Consider the following 23014-nt stretch of genomic DNA (forward strand, 5'->3'; position numbering starts at 1 on the left):
TTACTGGCCGATGACGCACTTCAGTTCGGCCGGCAGGTACGAGCCGATGCTGGCGAGGAGGCCCGGCGGGTCGGTCTCGTCCCGGCAGACGATGCTCTGTTCGAGGAGGCCGAGGCGCTCGACCGTCACGATGTCCTTCGCGTGGCCGGCGCGGTTGACCGTCGCGCGAACCTCGCCGCGGGTCGCGCTGTTGACGTTGACGCGACCGCTGCCGCGGGTCCAGTCGTAGAGGCGGTCTATCTGCTCGTCGGCCAGCCGCGAGGGCTCGTCGTCGCCGCCGTAGACGAACGTCAGCGGCATGTGCTGGACGAGGCCGAAGCGGTCGCGAATCTGGGTCGCGGAGCCGCGGCCGAGGCCGAGTTCCTCGGTCGGAACGCGGACCTCGATGCCGGCGTCGAGGACGAAGCCGTCGTCGTCCCAGTGTTCGAGCGTACCGACGTAGGTCTCACCGGCCGAGAGGTGCGGCGTGACCTCGCCCCACTCCTCGCGGAGGACGTTGCGCGCGACCGTCTCGTCGGCGCCGGAGACCGTCACGGAGATGAAGTCGTCGTCGCGGACGCCGATGTCGTACTCCACGTCGAGGTCGCCGATGTCGTTGGCGACGAGCGAGGTGAGACTGTCGAGCGCTCGCTCGCGGGCGTCGCCGTCGATGTAGCACTTCGTTGCGAGAACGACCATTCAGTTCGTCCCCGTCACTTCGACGTTGAGCTCGTCTCGAAGCTCTTCGATGCGTCGTTCCATCGCGTCAACGAGGTCGTCGTTGTCCATCGGTTCGAGGGGCGCGCCGGTCTCGGGACACTGGAAGCCCAGCTCCATCGCCTCGGAGAACTCGAAGCGAATGCCGGCGGGTTCCGAGAGGTAGAACTCGTGGTCGCGCTCGTAGTCGAGTCGTTCCTCGAGCGCCTCGAGGAGGCGGTACATCTCCTCTTCGAGGTTCTCGGGGATGTTTTCGTAGTGGAACGTCCAGAGGTAGGTGAGCCAGCCGGAATCCTCGTCGCGGACGCGACGATACGACGCGAGGTCGTTCTCGTAGAGGATAAAGAGCGCACGGCGCACGTCGTTGAGCTCGAGCCGCAGTTCCTCGGCGAGTTCCTCGTCGGTGACCTCGCCGTCCGGGGGTGCCGCCGCGACCGGCATCCCAGTGGGCCCAACCAACTCGTGGAGGTACTTCTGGATAACAGGGTCGTTCAGTAACTCCTCAAAAGCCATTGTGCGAAATGGCGTCAGGAACGCCATTAAGTCTTATTACTCCCGGGCAGCGGAGAACCGCTGGCGGGCGCGCCGACGCGTCCGATTACTCCTCGTCGGCCGGCACGACTTTCTTGCCCGTCGCCATCGGGACGACCCGGTTTTCGGCGTCCTCCCACTCGCGGTCGAGTTCGCGCCCGTCGAACAGGCGGTCGAGGAACACCGCGAGGCCGGCGACCTCCGAGTGCGGCTGGTTCGTGACGCCGACGTTCCAGTCCGCCCCCTCGTACACCTCGAAGGGGACCTTCTCCCCGCCGACGACGACGAGAAGCGGTTCCTCGGCGTGCGCCTCGCGGATGTCGTCCTCCACGTCCTGAACGCGCTCGCCGTACATCGTGAGGTGGACGACCTTGCCCTCCCAGTTGCGGATGACGCCGTTGAGCGCCTCGGTGAGTTCGACCTCGAAGGGGCCGCCGAACCGGCCCGTGATGTCCTCGACGGTCTCCATCGAGTGGCCGGCGTTGTCCGGGAGAATGACCCGGTCAGCGCCGAGCGCGCGGGCCGTCAGGCCGACGTGCGTCGTCATCCGGTCGTCGCGCCCCGGCCGGTGTCCGTACCGGAGGACGGCGACCTCGGGTTCGTTGTGCATGTCTCTCCGAAGACGGCGGGGGAAAGTGGTGCTTTCGGAACGCCGGCGGCGGTCGCCGGGGATGGGGTGGCGGACGTCACCGACGCCTGACCGCGGCCCGGAGGGGAAACGGACTTATCACTCGGTCGAATCATCTGACCCATGTCGCTGGAACTCTCCGACAAGCGCGTCCTCGTGACCGGGGGCGCGGGACTCGTCGGCTCTCACCTCGCCGCGCGCCTCTCCGAGGACAACCACGTCGTCGTCGCGGACGACCTTTCGAAGGGAGACCGTGAGCAGGTCCCCGACGGCGTCGAGTTCGTACAGGCCGACATGACCGACCCGGACGACGTCGCCGAGGCCGTCACCGAGGACCTCGACATCGTCTTCCACTTCGCGGCCTACACGGACACGAACTACGGCAACCCCCGTCAGCTGTTCGAGGAGAACACCGAGATGACCTACAACATCCTCGAACGGATGCAGGAGGTCGGCGTGTCGAACATCTCCTTTACCTCCTCGTCGACGATTTACGGCGAGGCCCCGCGGCCGACGCCCGAGGACTACGCGCCGCTCGAACCCATCAGCATCTACGGCTCCTCCAAACTCGCCGACGAGGGTCTCCTGTCGACGTTCGCCCACTCGTACGACGTTACGGTCTACATGTACCGCTTCGCCAACATCGTCGGCCCGAACCAGCGCGGCAACGTCATCCCGGATTTCATCGAGAAGCTCCTCGAAGACCCCGAGACGCTCGAAATCCTCGGCGACGGCCGACAGGAGAAGTCCTACCTCCACGTCGAGGACTGCATCGACGCGATGTGCCACATCGTCGAGAACGCCGAGCGCGACTACAACGTCTACAACCTCGGTACGCGGACGACGACCTCCGTGACGACCATCGCCAACATCGTCGCCGACGTGCTGGACCTCGACCCCGAGTTCGAGTACACCGGCGGCGACCGCGGCTGGACCGGCGACGTGCCGAAGATGCGCCTCTCCATCGAGAAGCTCTCCGCGCTCGGCTGGGAGCCCGATGGGTCGAGCGACGAGGCCGTCCGCCGCGCCGCCGAGGAACTCGCCGAAGAGCTTCGCGCCGAGTACGAATAACGGCTGCCGATAACTGCGGCCGGCAACCGCGACTAACAACCGCGGCCGACAACCGCGACCAACAGCCCAGACCAACACCGACACCCGGGGCGACGCCCGACAGACCCCGCAGTCCGACCCCGGAGCGAGCCACCTTTCTACCGCGACTCCCTACCCTGAAGCGTGCAGGTCGTCGGCTACGATACCGGAACCCCCGCGCTGTTCGTGAGCGCGAGCGGCGGCATCGACTCGGTCGCGCTCGACCCCGGCACCGAACTGGACTACCGCCTCGGCGAGCGCCACTGCGCGGGCACCATCCACGACGACCGCCACGTCGCCTGCGACAACGACCGCGCGCCGTACTGCGCTGACCACCGCCACACGTGGGTCTGCGCGAAGTGTACCGGGACGTGCCTGAAAGACGAGATGGACTGCTACGAGGACCACGCGGTCTACCTCGCCGCGTTCGCCCCCGACACGTTCAAAGTCGGCGTCACTCGCGAGTGGCGGCTCGACACCCGTCTGCGCGAGCAGGGCGCGGACCGCGCGGCCCACGTTCGGACGTTCTCCGACGGCCGCGTCGCCCGCGAGTACGAGGCCGAACTGGCGACCGAAATTCCCGACCGCATCCGCGTCCCGACCAAAATCGAGGGGTTCGGCCGGTCGGTCGACGCCGCGGCGTGGGACGCCCTCGTCTCCGAGTTCGACTCCATCGAGACGTTCGCGTTCGACTACGGCCTCGACCTCGACGGCTCGCCGGTCGCCGAGACCGTCGCCACGGGGACCGTCCGCGGCGTGAAGGGGCGCGTGCTCGTCCTCGACCACCGCGGGACGACCTACGCGGTCGACATGCGCGACCTCGTCGGCCACGAACTCGAAGACGGCGGGACGGACCGCGACCTCCAGTCGAGCCTCGGCGCGTTCGGCTGAAGGTCACTATTCTCAGAGACCGTCAGCACTTTCCGGGAGGACGGCCAATTCGCTCCCATGGCTGACGACGAACCCGCAGACGAGACGCAGACGCCCGACGAGGGCGACGACGGCGAAGAAGAGAAGTCGTTCCGCGAGCGGGTCGAAGAGATTCGACAGCGCCGCGAGAAAGAGCGCGAGGAAGGCGAACGCCCCGACCCCGAAGAGATGATGGGCGGCGGCGGCCCCGGCGGCATGGGTGGCGGCGGCGGCAACCCCTTCGCGCAGATGATGAGCGGCATGATGGGCGGCGGCGGCCCCGGCGGTATGGGTGGCGGCGGCGGCATGGGTGGCGGTCCCGGCGGTATGGGCGGCGGCCCGCGCGACCCCGAGCAGGGAAGCGGCAGCGACGAACAGCTCGTCCGCGAGGTCCGACAGCTCCGCGACGAGGTCCGCGACGTCAACCGCGAACTGCGCCGCATCGCCGACGCGCTCGAAGGTCGCGACTAACGCGGTTTCGCAGTCGGTCTCGCTGTTTTTATTCCGACGCCAACCGGTCGTAGAGCGCCGCGAGCCGGTCGACGGAGCGGTCGACGCTCACCTCGTCGCGGCGGTCGAGACAGCGCGCGCTGAGTTCCTCGCGTTCCGCCAGCGCGCGCCGAATCCCGCGGCGGAACCCGTCTAAGTCGCCGGATTCGTAGTGGTAGCCGGTCACGCCGTCGAGGACGGTGTTCTCAAGCGCGCCCTCGTTGACGCCGACGACGGGCGTCCCGCAGGCGTTGGCCTCCAGCGCGACGAGCCCCTGCGTCTCGACGGGGCTCGGGAAACAGAACACGTCGAGCGCGGAGTAGAACGCCGGCAGTTCCTCGCGGTCGAGGAAGCCGAGGAAGCGAGCGTCCACGCCGAGGTCGTCGGCGAGGGCTGACAGCTCGTCGCGGGCGGGACCGTCGCCGCCGAAGACGAGCGTCGCGTCGAGGTCGGCCGCGGCCCGGACGAGTTCGTCGAGGCGTTTCTCGTAGCCGTGCCGGCCCGTGTAGCCGATGAGGTCCCCGTCGCCGAGGTCGTAGCGGCGGCGGAAGTCGTCGCCCGCGACCGGCTCGAACCGCTCTACGTCGATGCCGTTCGAGAGGACGACGATTTCGGCCTCGACGCCGACCTCGTCGACGAGGCGGCGCTCGGCGTCCTCGCTCGGGACGATGACCGCGTCGGCGCGGTCGAAGAACCACCGCTCGTACCGCTCGGCGGTGCGCTCGACGCCGCGCTCGATAGCGCCGACGGAGCTGAGGTACTCGGCGTACTCGCCGGTTGGGGTGTGGTAGGTCGCCACGAGCGGGAGGTCGCGCCGGCGGGCGAGTCGGAGGCCGGCCAGCCCGAGACCGAACGGGGTGTGAGCGTGGACGACGTCGACATCGCCGACGGCCCCCGGAATCCGCGGCGCGCCGATTCGAATCCCCTCGTAGAACGGGAAGGGGAGGCTTCGAACGCCGTACTCGCCCGGTTCGGGGTCGTAGTCGTCGTCCGCCGGGAACACCACGTCCATGCGGCCGCCGCGGCGGTGCCACCGCTCGCGCCACGTCTGAATCGTGTAGGTGACGCCGTTGACGGTCGGTAGGTACGTGTCGGTGAACGCGGCGACCGACTGCATGGCCGTTCGTGCGACCCCGACGGGATAAACCGTTGTGACTTCCCGCTGGACTGTCGTGTGTTACCGAACCAATCGGCCGTCTCCTAGAGGTCGGCCGTCGAGAGTCATCAGCCGGGTGTCGGTCACTCAGCCTTCGAGTTGACCGGACAGCGCGTCTTCGTACGTCTCGACGAGCCTGTCGCCGACGCGGTCGAGGCTGTGTTCGGCGGCCGTCTCGCGGGCGTTCTCGCCGAGTCGCCGCCGGAGGTCGGGGTCGCGGGCGAGGAGGTCGAGCGCCCGGCGGAACTCCGCGTCGGTCGAACACTTCAGGCAGTCGTGGCCGTGGGTGTAGAACTCCTCGAACACCGGGATGTCGCGGAGGACGACCGCCTTCCCGCAGGCCATCGCTTCGAGGACGGCGATGCCCTGATTCTCGTTTTTCGTCGCGAAGAGGTAGACGTCGCCCGCGCCGAACGCGCCGCGGATGTCGTCTATCCAGCCGGTGAACGTGACGTTCTCCGGGGCGTTTTCGACCCAGTACCGCACCTTCTTCGAGGCGTGCGGACCGGTGTCGTAGGGGCCGAACCACGCGAAGTCGTAGTCGGTCTCCTGTGCGAGCGTGCAGAACGTCGTGAGCCCCTTGCGCTCGAAGACGTTGCCGACGGTGAAGACGGTCATGCCGTCGAGGTTGTACTCGGCTCGGTACTCGTCGCGGAGGTCCTCGAACCCGTCGAGTGCGGCGGTGTCGACGCCGTTCGAGACGGGGCGAATCGGCGCGTCGACCGGGTAGGATTCGAGGGTTCGCTTCGTGTACTCGGAGGGACAGAGCACCACGTCGGCCTGCGAGTAGAACCACTTGAGGTACTTCCCGAGGACGGGGGCGACCGCGGTCGACCCGCGGAAGCTCTCGGCGAAGTCCTCGCGGGTGACGTGCGAGTGGAGCACGAGCGGGATGTCGTTCCGTTTGGCGTGTTTAGCCACGGCGAGCGAGCCGGGGCCGATGAGGTTGCAGTGGGCCACGTCGTAGTCGCGGACGACCCCGTCGCCCCGCAGGAGGCTCGCGGCACCCGCGGCGACCGACTCGGGCCACGGGGAGGTGACGACCTCCACGTCGGTCGTGGCGAGGGCCGCCCGCTGCTGGTCGGTGGCGGTGCCGATACCGCTACGGTCGAGTTGCGAGGCGAACTCGAGATAGTTCAGGACGCGCACAGTCGCCGTTTTTCCGGGTGGAGTATCACAGTACCGGCTTCGGCTCCGCGTCGCGGTTCGGAACGTCTTTGTCCGGGCCGCTCGCCCGAACGTGTATGAACATCGCGGAGGAGCGCATCGACCGACTCCACGACCTCGCCCGCGAGGCGGCGAGCGACCGCGACCACGAGCGCGCCCGAGAGTACGTCCGCCTCGCCCGACGGGTCGCAGAGCGGAACCGCTGCGGCCTCCCGAAGGCGTTTCGCCGGTTTACCTGCGACGACTGCGACGCCTACCTCCTCCCCGGCGTCAACGCCCGCGTCCGGACCCGCGCCGGCGGCCACGTCGTGGTCAGATGCGACTGCGGGGCGACGAAGCGCTATCCCTACTGACCGCCCGACGGCGATTTCGGCAGAATCGGCCCCTTCTCGCGTGTGTACGACAACCAAACGGCCGCCAAAGCCTTACTATTGAAGCCCTCCGGCACATAGTGGAGGCTACACATGAACACGCAGGAGCTGCGAAAGGAGGCCCACGACGTCGACGTGACCGTCTGGGTGGGCAAGAGCGGAATCGAAGCGGTGGTCGGCGAACTCAACGACCAGCTGGCCGACCGGAACCTCGTGAAAGCGAAGTTCCTCCGGGCGGCGCTCGGCGGCACGACGGTTGACGAGGCGGCCGCCGACCTCGCAGACCGGGTGAACGCCGAGCTGATAGAGACACGGGGGAAGACAGCGGTCTACCACCGATGAACGCGCTCGCACTCCCGCTCCAACTGCAGGGTGATGGCGGTGCTGTCGGCCGGATTCTCACCCAGCAGAACGTCCCGTACGCCGAGACGCTCGGGACACTTCTGGGCCTCGTTCTCGGCTTCGCCGTCGTCTACATCGTCGGCAAGGCGGTCGTGTCGTCCGCGCTCAACCGCGTCCTCGACCGACGCGGCGCGGACGAACACGCGAAAAAGCCCCTGATGAAAATCGCGACCCTCGTCGTGGCGTTCGTCGCCCTCGGCGCTGGGTTCGCGTTCGCCGGCCTCGGCAACATCCTGCAGTCGCTCGCCACCATCGGCGCGGCCGCGACGCTCGCCATCGGCTTCGCGATGCAGGACGTTATCGCCAACTTCGTCGCCGGCATCTTCATCTTCACCGACAAGCCGTTCCGCATCAACGACTGGATTGAATGGGACGGCAACTCCGGCGTCGTCGAGGACATCTCCTTCCGCGTGACGCGGGTTCGCACCTTCGACAACGAACTGCTCACCGTGCCGAACTCGCAGCTCACAGACGGCGTCATCAAGAACCCCGTCGCGAAGGACAAACTCCGCCTGCAGGTGCCGTTCGGCATCGGCTACGACGACGACATCCAGCAGGCGACCGACATCATCCTCGACGAGGCGGAGAACCACGAGGGTATCATGACGACGCCCGAGCCGTCGGTCAGACTGACCGAACTCGGCGACTCGTCGGTCACGCTCAAGTCGCGCATCTGGATCTCCCAGCCCAGCCGCGCCGACTTCGTGAAGACCCGCGGGGAGTACGTCACCGCCGTCAAAGAGCGGTTCGACGAGGAGGGCATCGACATCCCCTACCCGAACCGCACCCTCAGCGGCGAACTCTCGGTCGGCGGCGCGGAGCGCCTCGCGCAGTCCAACGACTGAGAAAGAACAGCGCCGACCGCGGGACCCACCCGCGGCGGTCGCCCGTGCGGACAACCCGAACTTTTTCGACTCCCGACGCGCCGCTTAGAGTTCGATGCGCTCGACGAGCCTGTCGTCGGACTTCGTGTTGACCGCGACGATGCGGACGTGGTCTTCGAGGCCGGAGCCATCCAGCTTCGCCTTCAGGAGGTTGTCGACCTGGTAGACGCCCGCGGCGTTCACCATCTCGATTTCGACGAGGACCGCCGACTCGTCGCCGGGCTTCAGGACGACGTTGTTGATAGCGCGGCTGGAGAGCGTGTTGATGCCGCGGCCGCCCTTCTCGTAGGGGATGCGCGACCGGCCGCGCTCCATGTCGAGCGCGTCGGCGACGCGGATGACGCCGGCTTCGAGCGTGAGCGGGTCCTCCTCGCGGTGGTGACAGAGGATGGCGTGGAGCACCTCCGCCTTGATGCGGACCGTGTCGGCGAGGTCGTAGAACTCGGGGAGGAAGCGGTCGAGCACGTCCGACGCGAGCGGAATCGAGTAGTAGGCGTGGTTGTCGCGGTGGACGATGTGGCCGATGTCGTGCAGTTGCGCCGCGAGGGCGATGATGACCGCCTCGTCGGCCTCGTCGAGCCCCTGTTCGGCCGCGCCGTTGAACTCGCAGCCGCCGGCCTTGAGCAGGTCGTACAGCCGGAGCGCGCGGTTCAGAACGATTTCGATGTGCTTCGGGCCGTGGTCGTTGTAGCCCTTGCGCGTCACCGCGTTCACGTTCTGCGCTTCGAGGAGCGTCGTCACCTCCTCGTCTTCGAGGAGCGCGGGGAGCACCTCGTTGAGCTTCTCGTCGGGGAAGGCGTGGTCCGCCTCGGGGTCGTAGACGCGGCCGCCGTTCAGGGTGTCTTCGGTATCGCTCATGACCCGCAAGGTGGTCGCACGGAGAGAAAAGAACTTGGGCTCCGAATAAGGTGCGCTAACGCGTCGCGTGACGGGGCGAGCCTACGCGGCCTCGGTCGGTTCTTCGAGCTTCGAAGCGGCGGCCTCGACGGCCTCGTAGTCGGGTTCGACGCCGGGGTCGTCGCTGACCCACGCGTAGGTGACCTCGCCGTCTCGGTCCACGACGAACACAGCGCGCTTCGCCACGCGGTTGACGCCGAGGTCCGCGAAGTCCATCGCCACGTCGTAGGCGTCGATGAGCTCGCGGTTCGTGTCGCTGATGAGCCCGAAGTTGAGGCCGTTCTGCTCGGCGAACTCCGTCAGCGTGAACGGCGTGTCGATGCTGATACCGTACACCGTCGCGCCGACGTCCTCGAAGTTGGCCATCTGGTCGCGGAAGGTGCACATCTCGGTGGTGCACGTGCCGGTGAAGGCCGCGGGGAAGAACGCGAGGACGATAGGCGCGTCATCGAGGTTCTCGGAGAGCGTGAACGACTCGATGTCGCCGTCGATGTCGGTAAGCGGTGCGGTGAAATCCGGGGCTGCGTCGCCGACTGATACCATACGGGTGGCATTTGACTCCGCACACATTATTTCACCGTCCTCGGAAATTCAGGGGTCGTTGACGGTGGACCGGGGGCGTCCCCGACGCCTCGGGCAACCGAGCGCGTCCGGCAACCCGGCCACAAGCTTTTCGTAGGAGTTACGCGCCCAAACGCGTCGATTCGGCCGATGCGGGCGTTCCGGCACGCCGATATTCCGTCTTTCCAGAACCCGCAGAAGGCAAAAAGCCTATAATTGCCACTAGGTAACGCAGAAATAGCGATGTTCGAGACCATCACCCCACTGTTCCCGGGACTCCCGGGCGGGCCCGAGCTGCTCGTCGTTCTGCTCATCGTCGTCCTGCTGTTCGGCGCGAACAAGATTCCGAAGCTCGCTCGGTCCTCCGGGCAGGCCATCGGCGAATTCCAGCGCGGCCGCGAGGAAATCGAGGACGAACTGCAGGATATGAAGGGCGACGACGAAGACGAAGACGACGCCACTACGGAGAGTTCGGCCGAGTCGGTCGAAACCGAATCCACTTCGACCAAGTCGTCGAACTAACCGCAGCTCACTCTCTCTCTTCTGCCCGCGCAGGGCGAACCACGCGATTTTTGACCAGTCCTGAGAGACTGCGCCGTAGGGCGTGTGGCCTAGTGGACAGGGCGAGAGGTTCCTAACCTCTCGATCGCGGGTTCGAATCCCGTCACGCCCGCTTCGCTCACTTCGTTCGCTCAGCGGCCGTTCCTGAGTCCCACTCGCTCCGCTCGCGGGACTCCCGCCACGCCCGTTTTCCGGCGAACGAAGTGAGCCGTGAAAACGGCACAGGGATTCGAATCAGGGAGCAACTCGCAGAGTTGCGACCGAGGTTCGAATCCCATCACGCCCGCTTCGCTCACTTCGTTCGCTCAGCGGCCGTTCCTGAGTCCCACTCGCTCCGCTCGCGGGACTCCCGCCACGCCCTATCGTGATGAGCGGAGTGAGTCCGATAACGCACCGTGCGGGATTCGCAACCCGACGAGACGAGCGAAGCGAGTCTCGGCACGGTTCGAATCCCGTCACGCCCGCTTCGCTCACTTCGTTCGCTCAGCGACCGTTCCTGAGTCCCACTCGCTCCGCTCGCGGGACTCCCGCCACGCCCGTTATCGTGACGAGCGGAGCGAGACGACCGTCTTGCTCTGGTTCGAATCCTCGGATTCCAACCTCCTCGCAAACGCCTCTGTCTCACCGCTTTTACGTCTCCACGACGGTGAAATCCCGGCCCAACGGCGATGGCCCATCTCCCGTGCTGCGAGACATATCAGAAAACCACTACCCTACGGGCGTCCCTCGATTCGCCCCGGTTCACGCCGCGATAAAGCCCCAATTAAGCCGGCGGTCTGGATGCGCCGCCACGACGTTCCCTGATAAAATGGTATAAAAATAGAACTTAAAGAGGACTTAAACTGTGAATTAGCTGAGAAAAAGACTTTTCCATCGGCCCGGATACCCGGTGACAATGGCAACCGACGACGCCGACGGAGGGGAGCGAAAGGCGTTAACGGGTGATGTAACGCCACCCGAGGAGAGCGACACCGCTCCGGAGCAGGCGTCGAACGCGCGCGTCGGGTCGTACACGTGGGCAGACTTTCTCGACGAGTACGGAAGCGACGGCGACGTCGAAGCGCTCTACGGGACCGACCCGCGGACGCGACGCGACGCGCCCGGCACGTCCCGGTGGGAGGAAGACGACGAGCGGGCGGCCTCGACGCCGACCCGGACCGACTGGGACCGCGTCGACCTCGACCCCGAGGAGTACCTCGACTGTCACCCGGTCGACGTGACGGAGTTCATCGGTAAGCGCGGCGCGCACGCGACGGACATCAACGAGCAGTTCGAAGCCTTCTGCGACCCCAAGACGACGCCCGTCGTCAAAGACGTCTGGCTGTGGGAACACTACAAGCGCGAGTACTACTACGAGGACGACGGTTCCCGCCCGCGGGATTCCGAGGGCGAAATCGTCCGCTTCGACGGTGAGGAGGCGCTCGGGTTCGACCCCGACTACATCGAGAACGCGCTCGCGCGGGCCGGCCAGCGCGCCGAGGAACTCGACGCGGTGGTCGAAGAGCGCACGGTCGACGTGGACCCCGAGTTCGACGAGGACGCGTTCTTCTCCAGCGTCGACGGCACGACCACGCTGGCGAACCGCTACGACCTCGAAAAGGCCGTCCCGATGGAGAAGAAGACGCACTTCCGCGAGGTCGAACGGTACTGGGTGAACAAGCCCTACGCGTTCGTCATCATCTTCCACTCCGTCAAGGAAAACGAGAAGAAGTACTACGTGGTCGAACCGCACCTGAACCGCATCGAAGACGCCCTGACGGAGTTCCTCACGAACAAGCTTCGGACCGCCATCAAGTACGGCGACGACAGCGTCGTCGAGGGCGGCCGCGACAACCGCGGACGGGTCATCGAGGCCGAGACGTACGAACTGCTCTCGCGGTACGACCTCTACGACCCCCCGAAATCGGCGTCCGCGGCGGACGGAAGCGACGACGACACGACCGCCGACGCGGCGGCGACGGAGTCTTCGGGCCTCGCGTCTCGACTCGGACTGGGCGGCCTTTTCGGCGGCGGAAACGGCTCGTCGGCCGACGCTTCGACGGCCACTTCGACCGCCAGTCGCTTCGGCGGACTCGGCGGCGTCGGGTCCCGGCTCGGGCTCGGTTCGGTCTTCGGCGGTCGCTCACGCGACGCCGACGATGACGAACCACTCGGCGGTATCGACGGCATCGCCGCCCGACCCGAACCCGCGGTCCTCGCCGACGATGCCGACGACCTGAACGATTACCAGGTGCGGAAGCTCCAGTACTACCTCCGCCGCGACTTCATCGGCTACGAGCGCATCGACGGCATCAAACACGACATCAACGTGGAGGACATCTCCTGCGACGGCTACAACTCGCCGGTGTTCGTCTACCACTCCGACTACGAGCAGATCATCTCGAACGTCTACCACGGCGAGGGCGAACTCGACGACTTCGTCGTGAAACTCGCCCAGCGCTCCGGGAAGGGCATCTCGAAGCGACGCCCGCAGGTGGACGCGACGCTCCCCGACGGCTCGCGCGCGCAACTCACGCTCGGCCGCGAGGTGTCGGACCACGGGACGAACTACACCATTCGCCAGTTCAAGGACGTCCCCTTCACACCCATCGACCTCATCAACTGGTCGACGTTCTCGCTCGAGGAGATGGCGTTCCTCTGGCTCTGCATCGAGAACGACAAGAGCCTCATCTTCGCGGGCGGCACCGCTTCGGGGAAGACCACCTCGCTCAACGCCGTCTCGCTTTTCATCCCGTCGAACACGAAAATCGTCTCCATCGAGGACACCCGCGAGGTCGAACTGCCCCAGCGAAACTGGATTGCCTCCGTCACCCGGCCGTCGTTCGCGGACGACGACAAGGGCGACGTGGACGAGTTCGACCTGCTCGAAGCCGCGCTCCGCCAGCGCCCCGACTACATCGTCATGGGCGAGATTCGCGGCGAGGAGGGCCGGACGCTGTTTCAGGTCATGTCCACGGGTCACACCACCTACACGACGTTCCACGCGGACTCGGTCGGCGAGGTGCTCAAGCGGTTTACGACCGCGCCCATCAACGTCTCGAAGACGATGTTCACCGCCCTCGACCTCGTGTCCATCCAGACCTCGACGCGGGTCGGCGGCAATAAGGTGCGCCGGAACAAGTCGCTCACCGAAATCAACCACTACGACCCCGAGAACGACGAGATAAACGTTCAAGACGTCTACCAGTGGCAGGCCGAGACCGACGAGTTCCTCCAGATGGGCTCGTCGAACACGCTCGAAGAGATCAAGTTCGACCGCGGCTGGAATCAGGAGACGCTCGAACTGGAGATTTTCAAGCGACAGGTCATCCTCGCGTACCTCATCGACCGCGGGCTCAACACCTACACGCAGGTCGCCGCGACGTTCCAGGCGTTCATCAACGACCAGGACACCATCCTCGGGCTGATGGCGACCGACGACCTCGAACGGAGCCTCGAAGACCTCCGGGAGATGGAGTCGGTCCACATCAACATCGACCCCGAGAGCGAGGCGATGGTCCCACGGCCCGACCCGCCGGAACACGTCCGAAAGCTGGCGAAGGAAATCCTCCGCCGGGCCGAAGACGAACTGTTCCCCGACTACCGCGACCGCGACGCGGGCGAGGTCGCGGAGGCGCTCAACCACATGCGCGACGAACCCGACGTGGAGGCGACGCCCGGCGAGCGGGGCGAACTCGACTCGCTCGACGCGTCGACCCAAGACCCCGAACTCGACGAGGGAACGGACCGCGACGAACTGGACGCGGGCGACGAGACCCCCGAAATCGCGGGCGACGATGGCCCGTCGTCGCTCGGCGGCGAGGGCGAGACGCCGGCGCTGGAGGCCGGGCGCGACGAGGCGGACGTGGACCGCGAGGGCGACGAGCCGACCGGCTTCGGTGACCCCGACGGACCGTTCGGCTTCGACGACGCGCCCACCTTCCCCGACCCCAACGGCGACGACCCGGACCTCGACGACTTCTTCGGCGCGTTCGGTATCGACGACGAGACGGAGACAAAGTCGGACGGCAGGGCGGGCCGAGACGGACGCGACGAGACCGGAATCTACGGTGGCGAAACTGACGCGGCCGGAACCGACGACGGTGAAGCCAACGACGCCGACTCCGACGGCACAACCGACGAGACGTGGGGCGGGTTCGAGGCTGCCGAGGCCGACGACCCGCACGAGGACGACGAGGACGACGATGCGGGCGCTCGCGGGGCCGACTCCGGAGAGGGCGAGTAGATGAGCAACCTCGATTCGAAGACCTCTGGCGGTCTCGACCGCAGCACCGACACCCTCGGCGACGCCTTCTACCCGCTGTTTCAGCTCATCTTCGACGAGGACGGCGAGTTCGTCGCCGACATCGAAGAAAAGCTGCAGCAGGCGCGGATGCCCGACACCGTCGAACTCTATCTCTCGCGGGCGCTCGCCGTCGGCGTGCTCGTCGGCCTCGCGCTGTGGCTCGTCGGGATGGTCGTCGGCTACGGCGTCTTCGCGCTCGGCCTCGTCTCGGCTGACTCGGTGAGCCTCGGGATTCCGGTCGGGAGCGAGGCCACGGCGGCCACGCTCCGGTCGCTCGCGATGCCCGCGGCCGTCGTTCTCTCGGGGCTCGTCTTCGGGTCGCTCGGCTTCGCTGGCGGGTTCGGGACGCTCGTCGCGATTCCGTACTCGACGGCGTCCGCCCGCAAGCGCGAGATAAACATGCTCCTGTCGGACTCCATCTCGTTCATGTACGCCCTGTCTGTGGGCGGGCTGAACCAACTGGAGATTCTGGAGGCGATGGCGCGCGCCGAAGACACCTACGGCGAGGTCTCTCGGGAGTTCCAGAGCATCGTCCAAGAGACGGAGTACTTCGGCACCGACTACCGCAACGCCATCCGTCAGCAGGCGATTTTGACCCCCTCGGACGACCTCTCACAGTTCCTGACGGACATGCTCTCTATCGTCAACTCCGGCGGTGACATGCAGGGCTTCCTCGACGACAAGAAGGACAAACACCTCCGGACCGCGAAACAACAGCAGGAACAGACGCTGGAGACGATGGAGCTGTTCGGCGAGATGTACATGACGCTGTCGCTGTTTCCGCTGCTTCTCATCATCATCCTCGTCATCATGAGCATGCTCGGTGAGGCCCAGTCGAGGCTGTTGTACGCGACTGTCTACGGGCTCATCCCGCTGACCGGCGTCGGCTTCCTCGTCCTCGTCTCGACGGTCAAGCAGGACGAAATCGGCGACGGCTTCCTCAGCCCCGAAGACGAAAGCGACCGCCTGCAGGGCCAACAGCGCGAGGGGCTCATCCACATGGGGCTCGTCGAGAGCTACGTCGGCGAATTCAGCCTCTTTTCGCGCATCAAATCCCGCGAGGGGACGTTCAAGACGAAAGAACTCCTGCGCCGCCCGCATCTGTTCTTCAAGCGGCATCCGCTTTTCACCCTCGCGCTGACGGTGCCCGCGGCGCTCTCACTCCTCGCCGTCTCCGTCGTCGGTGGGGCCGCCCCGACGACGTGGGACGGGATGGTGGCTAACCCCGTCTGGGGGACGTTCATCTGGTTCTACGTGCCGGTCTACCTCATCGCGGTGCCGCTGACCGTCTTTCACGAGTGGAACGTCCACTCGCGGTCGGCCATCACGGGGAAGCTCTCCGACAACCTCCGGAAGCTGTCGAGCGCGAACGACACCGGTCAGACGCTCCTCGAATCCATCAAGACCGTCTCCGACACCTCCTCGGGGAAACTCGCCGACGAGTTCGAGGTGATGTACGCGAAGGTCCACTACGGCATGAGCCTCAGAGAGGCGCTCGTCGAGTTCAACAACAAGTACCACATCCCGCGGCTCGCTCGGACGGTCAAGCTCATCACGAAGGCCCAGGAGGCGTCGAGCCAGATAACCGAGGTGCTGACGACGGCCGCGCAGGCCTCCGAGAACCAAGACGACATCGAGCGCGAGCGCATCTCGCGGACCCGGATGCAGGTCGCCATCATCCTCATGACCTACGTGACGCTGCTGGCGGTGATGGCCATCCTGAAGACGCAGTTCCTCGACGTGATGGCCGGCCTCTCCTCGCAGGCGTCGGGGTCCGGCGGCGCGACGACCGGCGGCCCGAGTTTCGGCGGCGGCATCGACCCCGACCTGCTGTCGCTTCTGTTCTTCCACGGCGTCACCATCCAGGCGATGCTCTCGGGGTTCATCAGCGGCTACATCCGCAACGCAGACCTCCTTTCGGGGGTCAAGTTCGTCGTCATCCTCCAGACACTCTCGCTCGCGGTGTGGATGGTGGTCGGCTGATGCGGCGACGCGGCCCGCCGGACGACCGACGCAGTGACGACCGACGCGAGACGAGCGGCCGGAGCGCCCGCGCCCAGACGACCATCGACTTCGCCGTCGGCGTCGGCATCTTCCTCCTTGCGGTCGCGTGGGTCGTCGGCACTATCCCGCAGATTCTCGACCCCTTCGAGGCCGAACAGGACCGCCCACTCGTCGCCAACCGCGCCGCCGACTCGCTCACCCAGCGCCTGCTCGTCGACGACGAGAATCCGGACGTGCTCGATGCGGCCTGCACCCAGGCGTTCTTCGACGGGGACCCACCGCCCGGCGACTGCGACTACGGGAGCGCCGACCCTAACGCCGCGACCGGCATCGACGCGTCCTACGGCCTCAACGTCACGCTCTCGCGGGGTGGGACCGTCGTCGAGACGACCGGCGAGCCGGTTCCGACAACCCGGAGCGTCGTCGCCGCTCGGCGGGCCATCCTCCTCGACGGCGACCTCCACGAGCTATCTGTGAGGGTGTGGTGACCGTGTCTCGCGCACAGGCCCACGCGCTCGAAGCCATCGTCGCCGCGATGGTGCTCCTCGCCAGCGTCACGTTCGCGCTGCAGGTGACCGCGGTGACGCCCCTGACCGCGAGCACATCGAGCCAACACATCGAGAACCAGCAGGCCGCTGTCGCCGACGGCGTCCTGACGGCGGCCGCCGAGACCGGCGCGCTGAAGCGGACGCTCCTGTTCACGCACCCCGAAAACGGGAGCTTCTACGACATCGACGCGCGCGGCTACTACGTCGACGGCGGCCCGCCGACCGCCTTCGGGGCGATGCTCGACGAGTCCTTCTTGGACCGCGGCATCGCGTTCAACGTCTACCTGCACTACCTGCGCGACCGGGAGGTCCGCCGGACGACCCGCCTCGTGTTCATGGGCGAGCCGAGCGACCACGCCGTCTCGCGGACGCGACTCGTGACGCTCGCGGACGACGATACGCTGACCGAGCCGGGAACGTCGCCGGGCGGCGAGCCTCGGGCAGTCGAGACGACCAAGACGCTCGAATCGGTCGCCGCCGCGAGCGACGAGACGTATTTCATCCAAGACGGGAGCGCGGGGCCGCTCTACGGCGTCGTCGACGTGGAGGTGGTCGTATGGCGGATGTAACCGACGCGTTTGACGGCCCGAGCGACGAGGCCACGGGAGCCGCGCGCTTCACCGGCGACGACCGCGGCCAACTGATGCTCGTCGCCGCGCTCGCAATCGCAGTCCTCCTCGTCGGGCTCGCGCTGACGCTCAACACCGCGATTTACACGGAGAACCTCGCCACGCGGACGACCGATACGAGCCTTGACGGGGCCGTGAGCCACGGCCGAACGGTCGAAGCCGGTGCGGGAGTCCTCCTCGACGAGACCAACCGCGGGGGCGGAACGTACGGCGAACTCACCGGCTCGTTCGACGAGACGTTCGGCAACTGGAGCGACGCGGCCGCGACGCTCGCGGCGGTCAGGGGAGCCGTGACGAACGCCTCGCGCGTCGACCACGTCGAGGGTACCCGAATCTCCCAAACTGACGCGGCGCGGAACTTCTCGGACCGCAGCGAGTCGTCAGACTGGACGCTCGCCAGCGGCGTTGGCGTCCGCGGCGTCCGGTTCAACGTCTCGCGCGACTCGCTCGCGACGAGCAGCGGGTCGGCGTTCGAACTCGTCGTCGACGACGGGGCCGGCACCGTCGAGACCGAAATCTACCGGGATGCGACGCAGGTCTTCGTGACCGTCGAGGACGCCGGCGGGACCCGGACGACCTGTAGCGTGGCGGCCGACGCAGGTCACTCCGTCACCGTCGACATCGCCGAAGGCCGACTCAACGGGACCACCTGCGACCCGCTCGACGCGGTCCACACCGACCTCGACGGCACGGTCGCGGTGTCGTACCGGAACGCCGTGCAGGCTGAGGGGACCTACGAACTGTACGTGAACGAGACGAACGCGACGGTGTTCGACGCGGCGAGGTACGCGCCCGCCGGAAGCGGGTCGTCGCCGGTCGCACAAGAGGCGCTCTACGCCGTTACCGTCTCGTACGTCTATGAGTCGGGCGAGACGTACGTCTACCGAGAGCTTCGGGTCGCACCGGGTGAGATTGCGTGACGCCACCGAGAAGGCCAGGCGCTCCCGGAGACCGCACTCGACGCGGGAGTCGCCGGTTCGGCTCGACTGACCGCGGCGTCTCGACGGCGCTCGGTTACGTCCTCACGCTCTCCATCACGGTCGTCCTCATCTCGGGGCTGTTGGTCGCCGCCGGCGGCTTCGTCTCCGACGAGCGCGAACGGGTCACGGAGACGGAACTCGACGTGATCGGAAACCGGCTCGCGTCGAGCCTCGAATCGGCCGACAGGGTCGGAGCCGCGCCCGGCGAGTCGCGCGTCGAGGCGACGATTCGACTGCCGCCCAGAGTCGCCGGCACGACCTACTCCATCAAGGTGGTGTCGGGGTCGCCGAACGAACTCGTCTTGACCTCGACCGACCCCGAGGTGACGGTCCGCGTCCCCGTTTCGACCGAGACCTCGCTGGCCGCGAGTCGGGTCGGCGGCGGCGACGTGACCATCACGTACGACCCGGCTTCGGAGACGCTGGAGGTGGCGTCGTGAGCGACCGCGCGGTGAGCGACACGCTCGGGTTCGTGTTCGTCTTCGCCATCGTGCTCTCGATGGTCGGTCTCGTCTCCGCAGTCGGGATGACTGGCCTCCAAGACGCCCGCGACGTGGAGCGCGTCAACAACGCCGAGCGCGCGCTGGACATCCTCGGCGACAACATGGAGGACATCGCCGACCGCGGCGCGCCGAGTCGGGCCACAGAGGTGAAACTGCAGGACGCCAGCCTGACGCTCGACCGGCCCGTCGAGTTCGTCGTCTCCGGGGAGTTGACGTCGGACCCGTCGGTCAACTTCACCAACACCTACGAGGTCTCGCCGGTCGTCTACGCGGCCGATTCCAGCGACGAGCGAGTCGTCTACGTGTTCGACGCGCTTCTCAGGACCCGCGGAGACAGCGGGACGTTCGTCCGGCGACCGTCGTTCGTCCTCTCCCAAGAGCGGGTGTTGATCCCGGCGTTCGTGACGCGACCCGACGAGGAGGCGACGACCTCGGTCGGCGGGTCGGGGACGTTCCTCATTCGCGCCGACAAGGCTGCAAGCGACGTGCTGGCCGCGCGGACCGACGGGCAGTACGACGTGAACCTGACCGTGCGCTCCCCGCGGGCGGCGCTCTGGCGCGAGGAGCTATCGAGCCGCCCCGACGTGACCTGCGACCCGGTCGAACCGGCCGCGACGCCGGACAGCTACCCGAGCGTCTCGTGTTACGTGAACGGGGCCGAGCGCGTCTACGTCGTCTCGACGTCGGTCGATATGACGTTCGCGGACTGAGAGTGTCGGTCGGGATGTGTCGGGAGGGGACGAGGGACGTACCGCTTATCTGACTTCGACTTCGACCTCGTTTTCCGTGACGTGCAGGAAGGTGATGAACTGGCCACCCTCGGCCTGGTCGTAGTCGAGTTCCCCGCGCGACCCGGACTCGTCGACGCTCTGGCTGTTACCCGGCCCGTCCGTGACGGTCAGTTCGAACTGCGGCGCGGCCAGCGAGAAGTAGTGGTTGATGACGAAGTCCATCTGGGCGGTGTCGCCGTCGGCCTTCGAGAACGTCTGGCCGCTGTCCGCGTCGTGTTCGTCGAAGGTGACGCTGTCGTAGGCCTCGCCGTCTTTGATTTCGGGGGCGAAGTGCCACTTGTTCTGGTTGCCGAAGCCCTTGTCAGACTGGATGTCGCCGTAGGTCATCATCTCCGAACTGGTGAAGTCGACGGTGAGTTCGGGGGTGCTGACCGTGCAGTCGATGCTCACCGCGTCGCTCGTGTCCGGGTCGAGGTCGGTCGCCTGCCAGCCGTGGTACTTGCCGTCCTCGGTGGCGTAGTACAGCGTCAGGTCGAACGTGCCGTCGTAACTGCCGCTCTTGCACTTGCCGTCCGCCTGTACGTGGAGTTCGAGGTCCTTCTGGTCGCCGTCGTAGTACATCCCCCACTCCATGTTCTGGAGGTGCTGGTCGTTCGAGAGCGTGAGCGTGAACGTCGAGACGTTGTGGTTCGCGGCCATCCCGCGCACGTCGACCGACGTGCCCTCGTTCGGCATCTGGAACTCGCCGACGAGGCCGACCGTCTCCAGTTCCACGCTCGCGGTCCGGTTGGCGTCGTCGACGGCTACTGTGCCTTCGCTCCGCGACTCGAAGAACGCCGCCCAGCCCCGGTAGTGGTCGCTGTGGACCGTCACGACGACCGTCCCGTTGCTGACCGGGTTGTCGAAGCTGGCCGGTATCGTGTCGTAGCTCGCGGTCTCGTTGGGGTAGACGCGCCGGGCTTGCTCGGTCGCCGAGACCCGCGCGGACACGTCACCCGAGGCCGACCCGTCACCGGCGACTCGGACGACCGGGAGCGTCAGCGTCGCGCCGCGGTAATGGAACTCCGGCGGTGAGACCATGGTCGTGCCGCCGTCCTGCGTGCGCCAGACGCCGCCGCCCTCGTAGGCGATTCGAGCGTCGCCGTCGCGGTACTCGACGCTCCCGAGCGACTCGTTGTAGAGTTCTTGGTCGTCGCCGGCGTCGGTGTAGTTCTTGTGCGTGACGCGTAGCCACCCGGTGTCGTCGTCGACGACGTAGGTGCCGCCGCCGGTCCCGCCGAGGTCGACGAACTGCGTCTCGCCCGCGCCGAGCGCGGAGATGGCGACCCGCGAGTCGAACAGCGTCATCGAGTGCTCGGCGCGCGTCAGTTGGGACTCCTGTTTCGTCTCGTCGAGGGCGACGCCGCCGAGGGCGACCACGGCGGTCGTTCCCGCGACCGTAATCGCCAACAGGAGGACCACCGCAATCGGCGAGGTCTGCGCCGTCCGGTCTCTGACGACGCGGTAGAGTAGTGGGACTCGGGGGCGACCGCTCATTACCTGACTGAAGGAGATGCGGGGTCAAAACGTCGCGGGGTACCTGACAGTCTGGTAAGCAGAATTGTCGGTCGGAGCCGGCCGGGGTCGCATCGACCGCCCCCGTGTCAAGGAAAACGAACTTCACCGGTTGCGAGACAGACAGACGAGTGACCGATGTCGGAGGACGCCGAGACGACGACCGGGTGAACGAGACGGACGCGGCGGAGTATCGACCGCGAGCGGATATTTCGCCGCGACGACTACACGTGTCAGAACTGCGGCCGCGAGTACGACGAGGGGTCGAACATCTTGGAGGTCGTCCACGAGCGGGCGAAGGTGAATTCCGCTCTCATGCCAAGAGTGATCTCCCCCTGACCTTCGAGCCCTCAAACGAAATCAGTCGCACCTCGGTCGAATAAATAAGGGCTTTGAGTCGCTCGACGGCTGTGGGGTGCGGACGCAGATCGCAGTCCGTCGTGGTGTACCTTGCCTACGCGGGCCGAACTTCACAGACGTAAACATCCGTGAACAGGTTTCGGAACGTCCCCATCCAATGCTCTTGGGTGTCCTGAAACTGGTCGGTGTGTGCCTTGACTTCCACGAGAACCGGGCCGCCGAACAGCTGTTGGTCGATACCAACGAGGTCCGGCGCGCCGGAGAACCCGAGCGCCTCACGCAAGCGCTCGATGGGTTCGGTTCGGTCGAATATTTCAGTGAGAACCGTTTCAGACACATCGGTCCGCATCGGTCCGGCGATCTCGCGGAGGCCGCGTTCAATCGCGTCCGCGAATCTGACCTGCGAGAACCGAGCGTGTTCGTCCAAGTTATCGGTCTCCCACGCCGATTCTACAAACTGTTCGCCGTCGAGGACGGGATAACTCCGCGTGCTGTCGATATTGATGACGAGGCCGCCGAGACACTCGGTGAGGTAAGTCGAAACCAAGTCCTCGGCGTTGACTGCGTCGCCCTCGTAACAATACTCGTAGGGCTCCGGCGATTCGAACGACCCCGGATACGACGCCGTGTCTTTCGCCCAATCCAGCTCTAAGTAGGTTCGACCCGCTATTGTGTTGGTTTCGGGTAGCCGTCTGAAAACCAATTCGTACTCGCCAGAGCCGTATCGCATCGTGTATCGCTGTCGCCGTAGCCCCATATCGGTTTATCGGAACAGGCGCCCCGGTCGGGACTCGTCGTACGCTCCTGCGCTTCGAACGACGAACCGACCCGTTTTTTCCGTCGCTGACGGAACGACAGGGTATGACTGATGACGACGCTCCCGAAGTCCCGGTCGTGTGCGAGGCCTGCGACACGACCACGCGCGTTTCACTTTCCGAGGTTGCAGATGCCATCGAGCGACACAACAACCAGGTCCACGACGGCGACGACATCGCGCAGGTCGACCCGGAAATCGTCAAGCACGTGACCGACCTCGCGGCGAAGGACATGAGCGTGTTCGAGGACGAGGCGTGAGTCGC

The 23014-nt window shown here is 66.4% G+C and carries 24 protein-coding genes and 1 tRNA gene; 16 read left to right on the top strand and 9 right to left on the bottom strand.

What is annotated here, in order from left to right:
- The 3 genes from C5B90_RS01530 to C5B90_RS01540 all read right to left on the bottom strand — a co-directional run bounded on the left by C5B90_RS01530 (position 1) and on the right by C5B90_RS01540 (position 1837).
- Positions 1–678, bottom strand: a complete 678-nt coding sequence (locus C5B90_RS01530; protein WP_115878545.1) for a DUF2110 family protein — start codon at positions 676–678, stop codon at positions 1–3.
- On the bottom strand, positions 679–1209 hold the full coding sequence (locus tag C5B90_RS01535; protein WP_004977409.1) for a transcription factor TFIIE subunit alpha: 531 nt from the start codon (positions 1207–1209) through the stop codon (positions 679–681).
- 85 nt (positions 1210–1294) lie between these two features.
- Positions 1295–1837, bottom strand: coding sequence for a tRNA (cytidine(56)-2'-O)-methyltransferase (locus C5B90_RS01540; RefSeq protein ID WP_115878547.1), 543 nt, complete (start codon positions 1835–1837; stop codon positions 1295–1297).
- A gap of 141 nt (positions 1838–1978) precedes the next feature.
- Here C5B90_RS01540 and C5B90_RS01545 point away from each other — a divergent pair, with 141 nt between their 5' ends.
- From C5B90_RS01545 to C5B90_RS01555, 3 genes are all read left to right on the top strand, one after another.
- A complete protein-coding gene (locus tag C5B90_RS01545; RefSeq protein WP_115878549.1) occupies positions 1979–2926 on the top strand; it encodes an NAD-dependent epimerase/dehydratase family protein in 948 nt (315 codons plus the stop codon).
- A 162-nt stretch (positions 2927–3088) separates the two neighbouring features.
- Positions 3089–3835 (top strand): DUF2797 domain-containing protein, encoded by a 747-nt coding sequence (locus C5B90_RS01550; RefSeq protein WP_115878551.1) that lies wholly within the window; start codon positions 3089–3091, stop codon positions 3833–3835.
- Positions 3836–3892: 57 nt separating this feature from the next.
- Positions 3893–4324 carry a hypothetical protein gene (locus C5B90_RS01555; protein WP_115878553.1) on the top strand — a complete coding sequence of 144 codons (432 nt, stop codon included), beginning with the start codon at positions 3893–3895 and terminating at the stop codon, positions 4322–4324.
- A 28-nt stretch (positions 4325–4352) separates the two neighbouring features.
- Here the strand turns inward: C5B90_RS01555 and C5B90_RS01560 are convergent, their stop codons facing one another.
- A complete protein-coding gene (locus C5B90_RS01560; protein ID WP_115878555.1) occupies positions 4353–5459 on the bottom strand; it encodes a glycosyltransferase family 4 protein in 1107 nt (368 codons plus the stop codon).
- Positions 5460–5585: 126 nt separating this feature from the next.
- Positions 5586–6647 carry a glycosyltransferase family 4 protein gene (locus C5B90_RS01565; RefSeq protein ID WP_115878557.1) on the bottom strand — a complete coding sequence of 354 codons (1062 nt, stop codon included), beginning with the start codon at positions 6645–6647 and terminating at the stop codon, positions 5586–5588.
- Positions 6648–6742: 95 nt separating this feature from the next.
- On the opposite strand from C5B90_RS01565, the gene C5B90_RS01570 reads away from it, so the two are divergent.
- From C5B90_RS01570 to C5B90_RS01580, 3 genes are all read left to right on the top strand, one after another.
- Positions 6743–7018: a ribonuclease P protein component 4 gene (locus C5B90_RS01570; protein ID WP_115878559.1), complete on the top strand. Its 276-nt coding sequence runs from the start codon at positions 6743–6745 to the stop codon at positions 7016–7018.
- 111 nt (positions 7019–7129) lie between these two features.
- Positions 7130–7378, top strand: coding sequence for a YhbY family RNA-binding protein (locus C5B90_RS01575; protein ID WP_004977417.1), 249 nt, complete (start codon positions 7130–7132; stop codon positions 7376–7378).
- Complete coding sequence (locus tag C5B90_RS01580) at positions 7375–8283, top strand: mechanosensitive ion channel family protein (protein WP_115878561.1); 909 nt, start codon at positions 7375–7377, stop codon at positions 8281–8283. Before C5B90_RS01575 ends, C5B90_RS01580 begins: the two co-directional genes overlap by 4 nt.
- Before the next feature lie 84 nt (positions 8284–8367).
- Here the strand turns inward: C5B90_RS01580 and C5B90_RS01585 are convergent, their stop codons facing one another.
- A complete protein-coding gene (locus C5B90_RS01585) occupies positions 8368–9180 on the bottom strand; it encodes an HD domain-containing protein (protein ID WP_115878563.1) in 813 nt (270 codons plus the stop codon).
- Positions 9181–9261: 81 nt separating this feature from the next.
- Positions 9262–9762 (bottom strand): redoxin domain-containing protein, encoded by a 501-nt coding sequence (locus tag C5B90_RS01590; RefSeq protein WP_042666666.1) that lies wholly within the window; start codon positions 9760–9762, stop codon positions 9262–9264.
- Positions 9763–10023: 261 nt separating this feature from the next.
- On the opposite strand from C5B90_RS01590, the gene C5B90_RS01595 reads away from it, so the two are divergent.
- From C5B90_RS01595 to C5B90_RS01635, 9 genes are all read left to right on the top strand, one after another.
- A complete protein-coding gene (locus C5B90_RS01595) occupies positions 10024–10302 on the top strand; it encodes a twin-arginine translocase TatA/TatE family subunit (RefSeq protein WP_115878565.1) in 279 nt (92 codons plus the stop codon).
- A 78-nt stretch (positions 10303–10380) separates the two neighbouring features.
- A tRNA-Arg gene (locus C5B90_RS01600) sits at positions 10381–10453 on the top strand.
- Between the two features lie 783 nt (positions 10454–11236).
- Positions 11237–14566 (top strand): ATPase, T2SS/T4P/T4SS family, encoded by a 3330-nt coding sequence (locus tag C5B90_RS01605; RefSeq protein ID WP_115878567.1) that lies wholly within the window; start codon positions 11237–11239, stop codon positions 14564–14566.
- On the top strand, positions 14567–16609 hold the full coding sequence (locus C5B90_RS01610; protein WP_115878569.1) for a type II secretion system F family protein: 2043 nt from the start codon (positions 14567–14569) through the stop codon (positions 16607–16609).
- Positions 16609–17118, top strand: a complete 510-nt coding sequence (locus tag C5B90_RS01615; protein ID WP_115878571.1) for a hypothetical protein — start codon at positions 16609–16611, stop codon at positions 17116–17118. The genes C5B90_RS01610 and C5B90_RS01615 overlap by 1 nt, the downstream gene beginning before the upstream one ends.
- Positions 17112–17747 (top strand): hypothetical protein, encoded by a 636-nt coding sequence (locus C5B90_RS01620; protein ID WP_115878573.1) that lies wholly within the window; start codon positions 17112–17114, stop codon positions 17745–17747. Before C5B90_RS01615 ends, C5B90_RS01620 begins: the two co-directional genes overlap by 7 nt.
- Complete coding sequence (locus tag C5B90_RS01625) at positions 17735–18727, top strand: hypothetical protein (protein ID WP_115878575.1); 993 nt, start codon at positions 17735–17737, stop codon at positions 18725–18727. The genes C5B90_RS01620 and C5B90_RS01625 overlap by 13 nt, the downstream gene beginning before the upstream one ends.
- Positions 18724–19227, top strand: coding sequence for a hypothetical protein (locus C5B90_RS01630; protein WP_115878577.1), 504 nt, complete (start codon positions 18724–18726; stop codon positions 19225–19227). Before C5B90_RS01625 ends, C5B90_RS01630 begins: the two co-directional genes overlap by 4 nt.
- On the top strand, positions 19224–20000 hold the full coding sequence (locus C5B90_RS01635) for a hypothetical protein (protein WP_115878579.1): 777 nt from the start codon (positions 19224–19226) through the stop codon (positions 19998–20000). The genes C5B90_RS01630 and C5B90_RS01635 overlap by 4 nt, the downstream gene beginning before the upstream one ends.
- A gap of 45 nt (positions 20001–20045) precedes the next feature.
- On the opposite strand, the gene C5B90_RS01640 is transcribed toward C5B90_RS01635, so the two are convergent.
- Together C5B90_RS01640 and C5B90_RS01650 are read right to left on the bottom strand one after the other, a co-directional pair.
- Positions 20046–21557 (bottom strand): hypothetical protein, encoded by a 1512-nt coding sequence (locus C5B90_RS01640; protein ID WP_115878581.1) that lies wholly within the window; start codon positions 21555–21557, stop codon positions 20046–20048.
- Between the two features lie 472 nt (positions 21558–22029).
- Positions 22030–22665 (bottom strand): VRR-NUC domain-containing protein, encoded by a 636-nt coding sequence (locus C5B90_RS01650; protein WP_158547207.1) that lies wholly within the window; start codon positions 22663–22665, stop codon positions 22030–22032.
- Between the two features lie 131 nt (positions 22666–22796).
- Between C5B90_RS01650 and C5B90_RS01655 the strand changes: the two genes are divergently transcribed.
- Positions 22797–23009, top strand: a complete 213-nt coding sequence (locus C5B90_RS01655; protein ID WP_115878585.1) for a hypothetical protein — start codon at positions 22797–22799, stop codon at positions 23007–23009.
- The last annotated feature ends 5 nt before the right edge of the window (positions 23010–23014 follow it).

Origin of the sequence: Haloferax sp. Atlit-12N, assembly GCF_003383095.1 — an archaeon.
Lineage (GTDB): Archaea > Halobacteriota > Halobacteria > Halobacteriales > Haloferacaceae > Haloferax.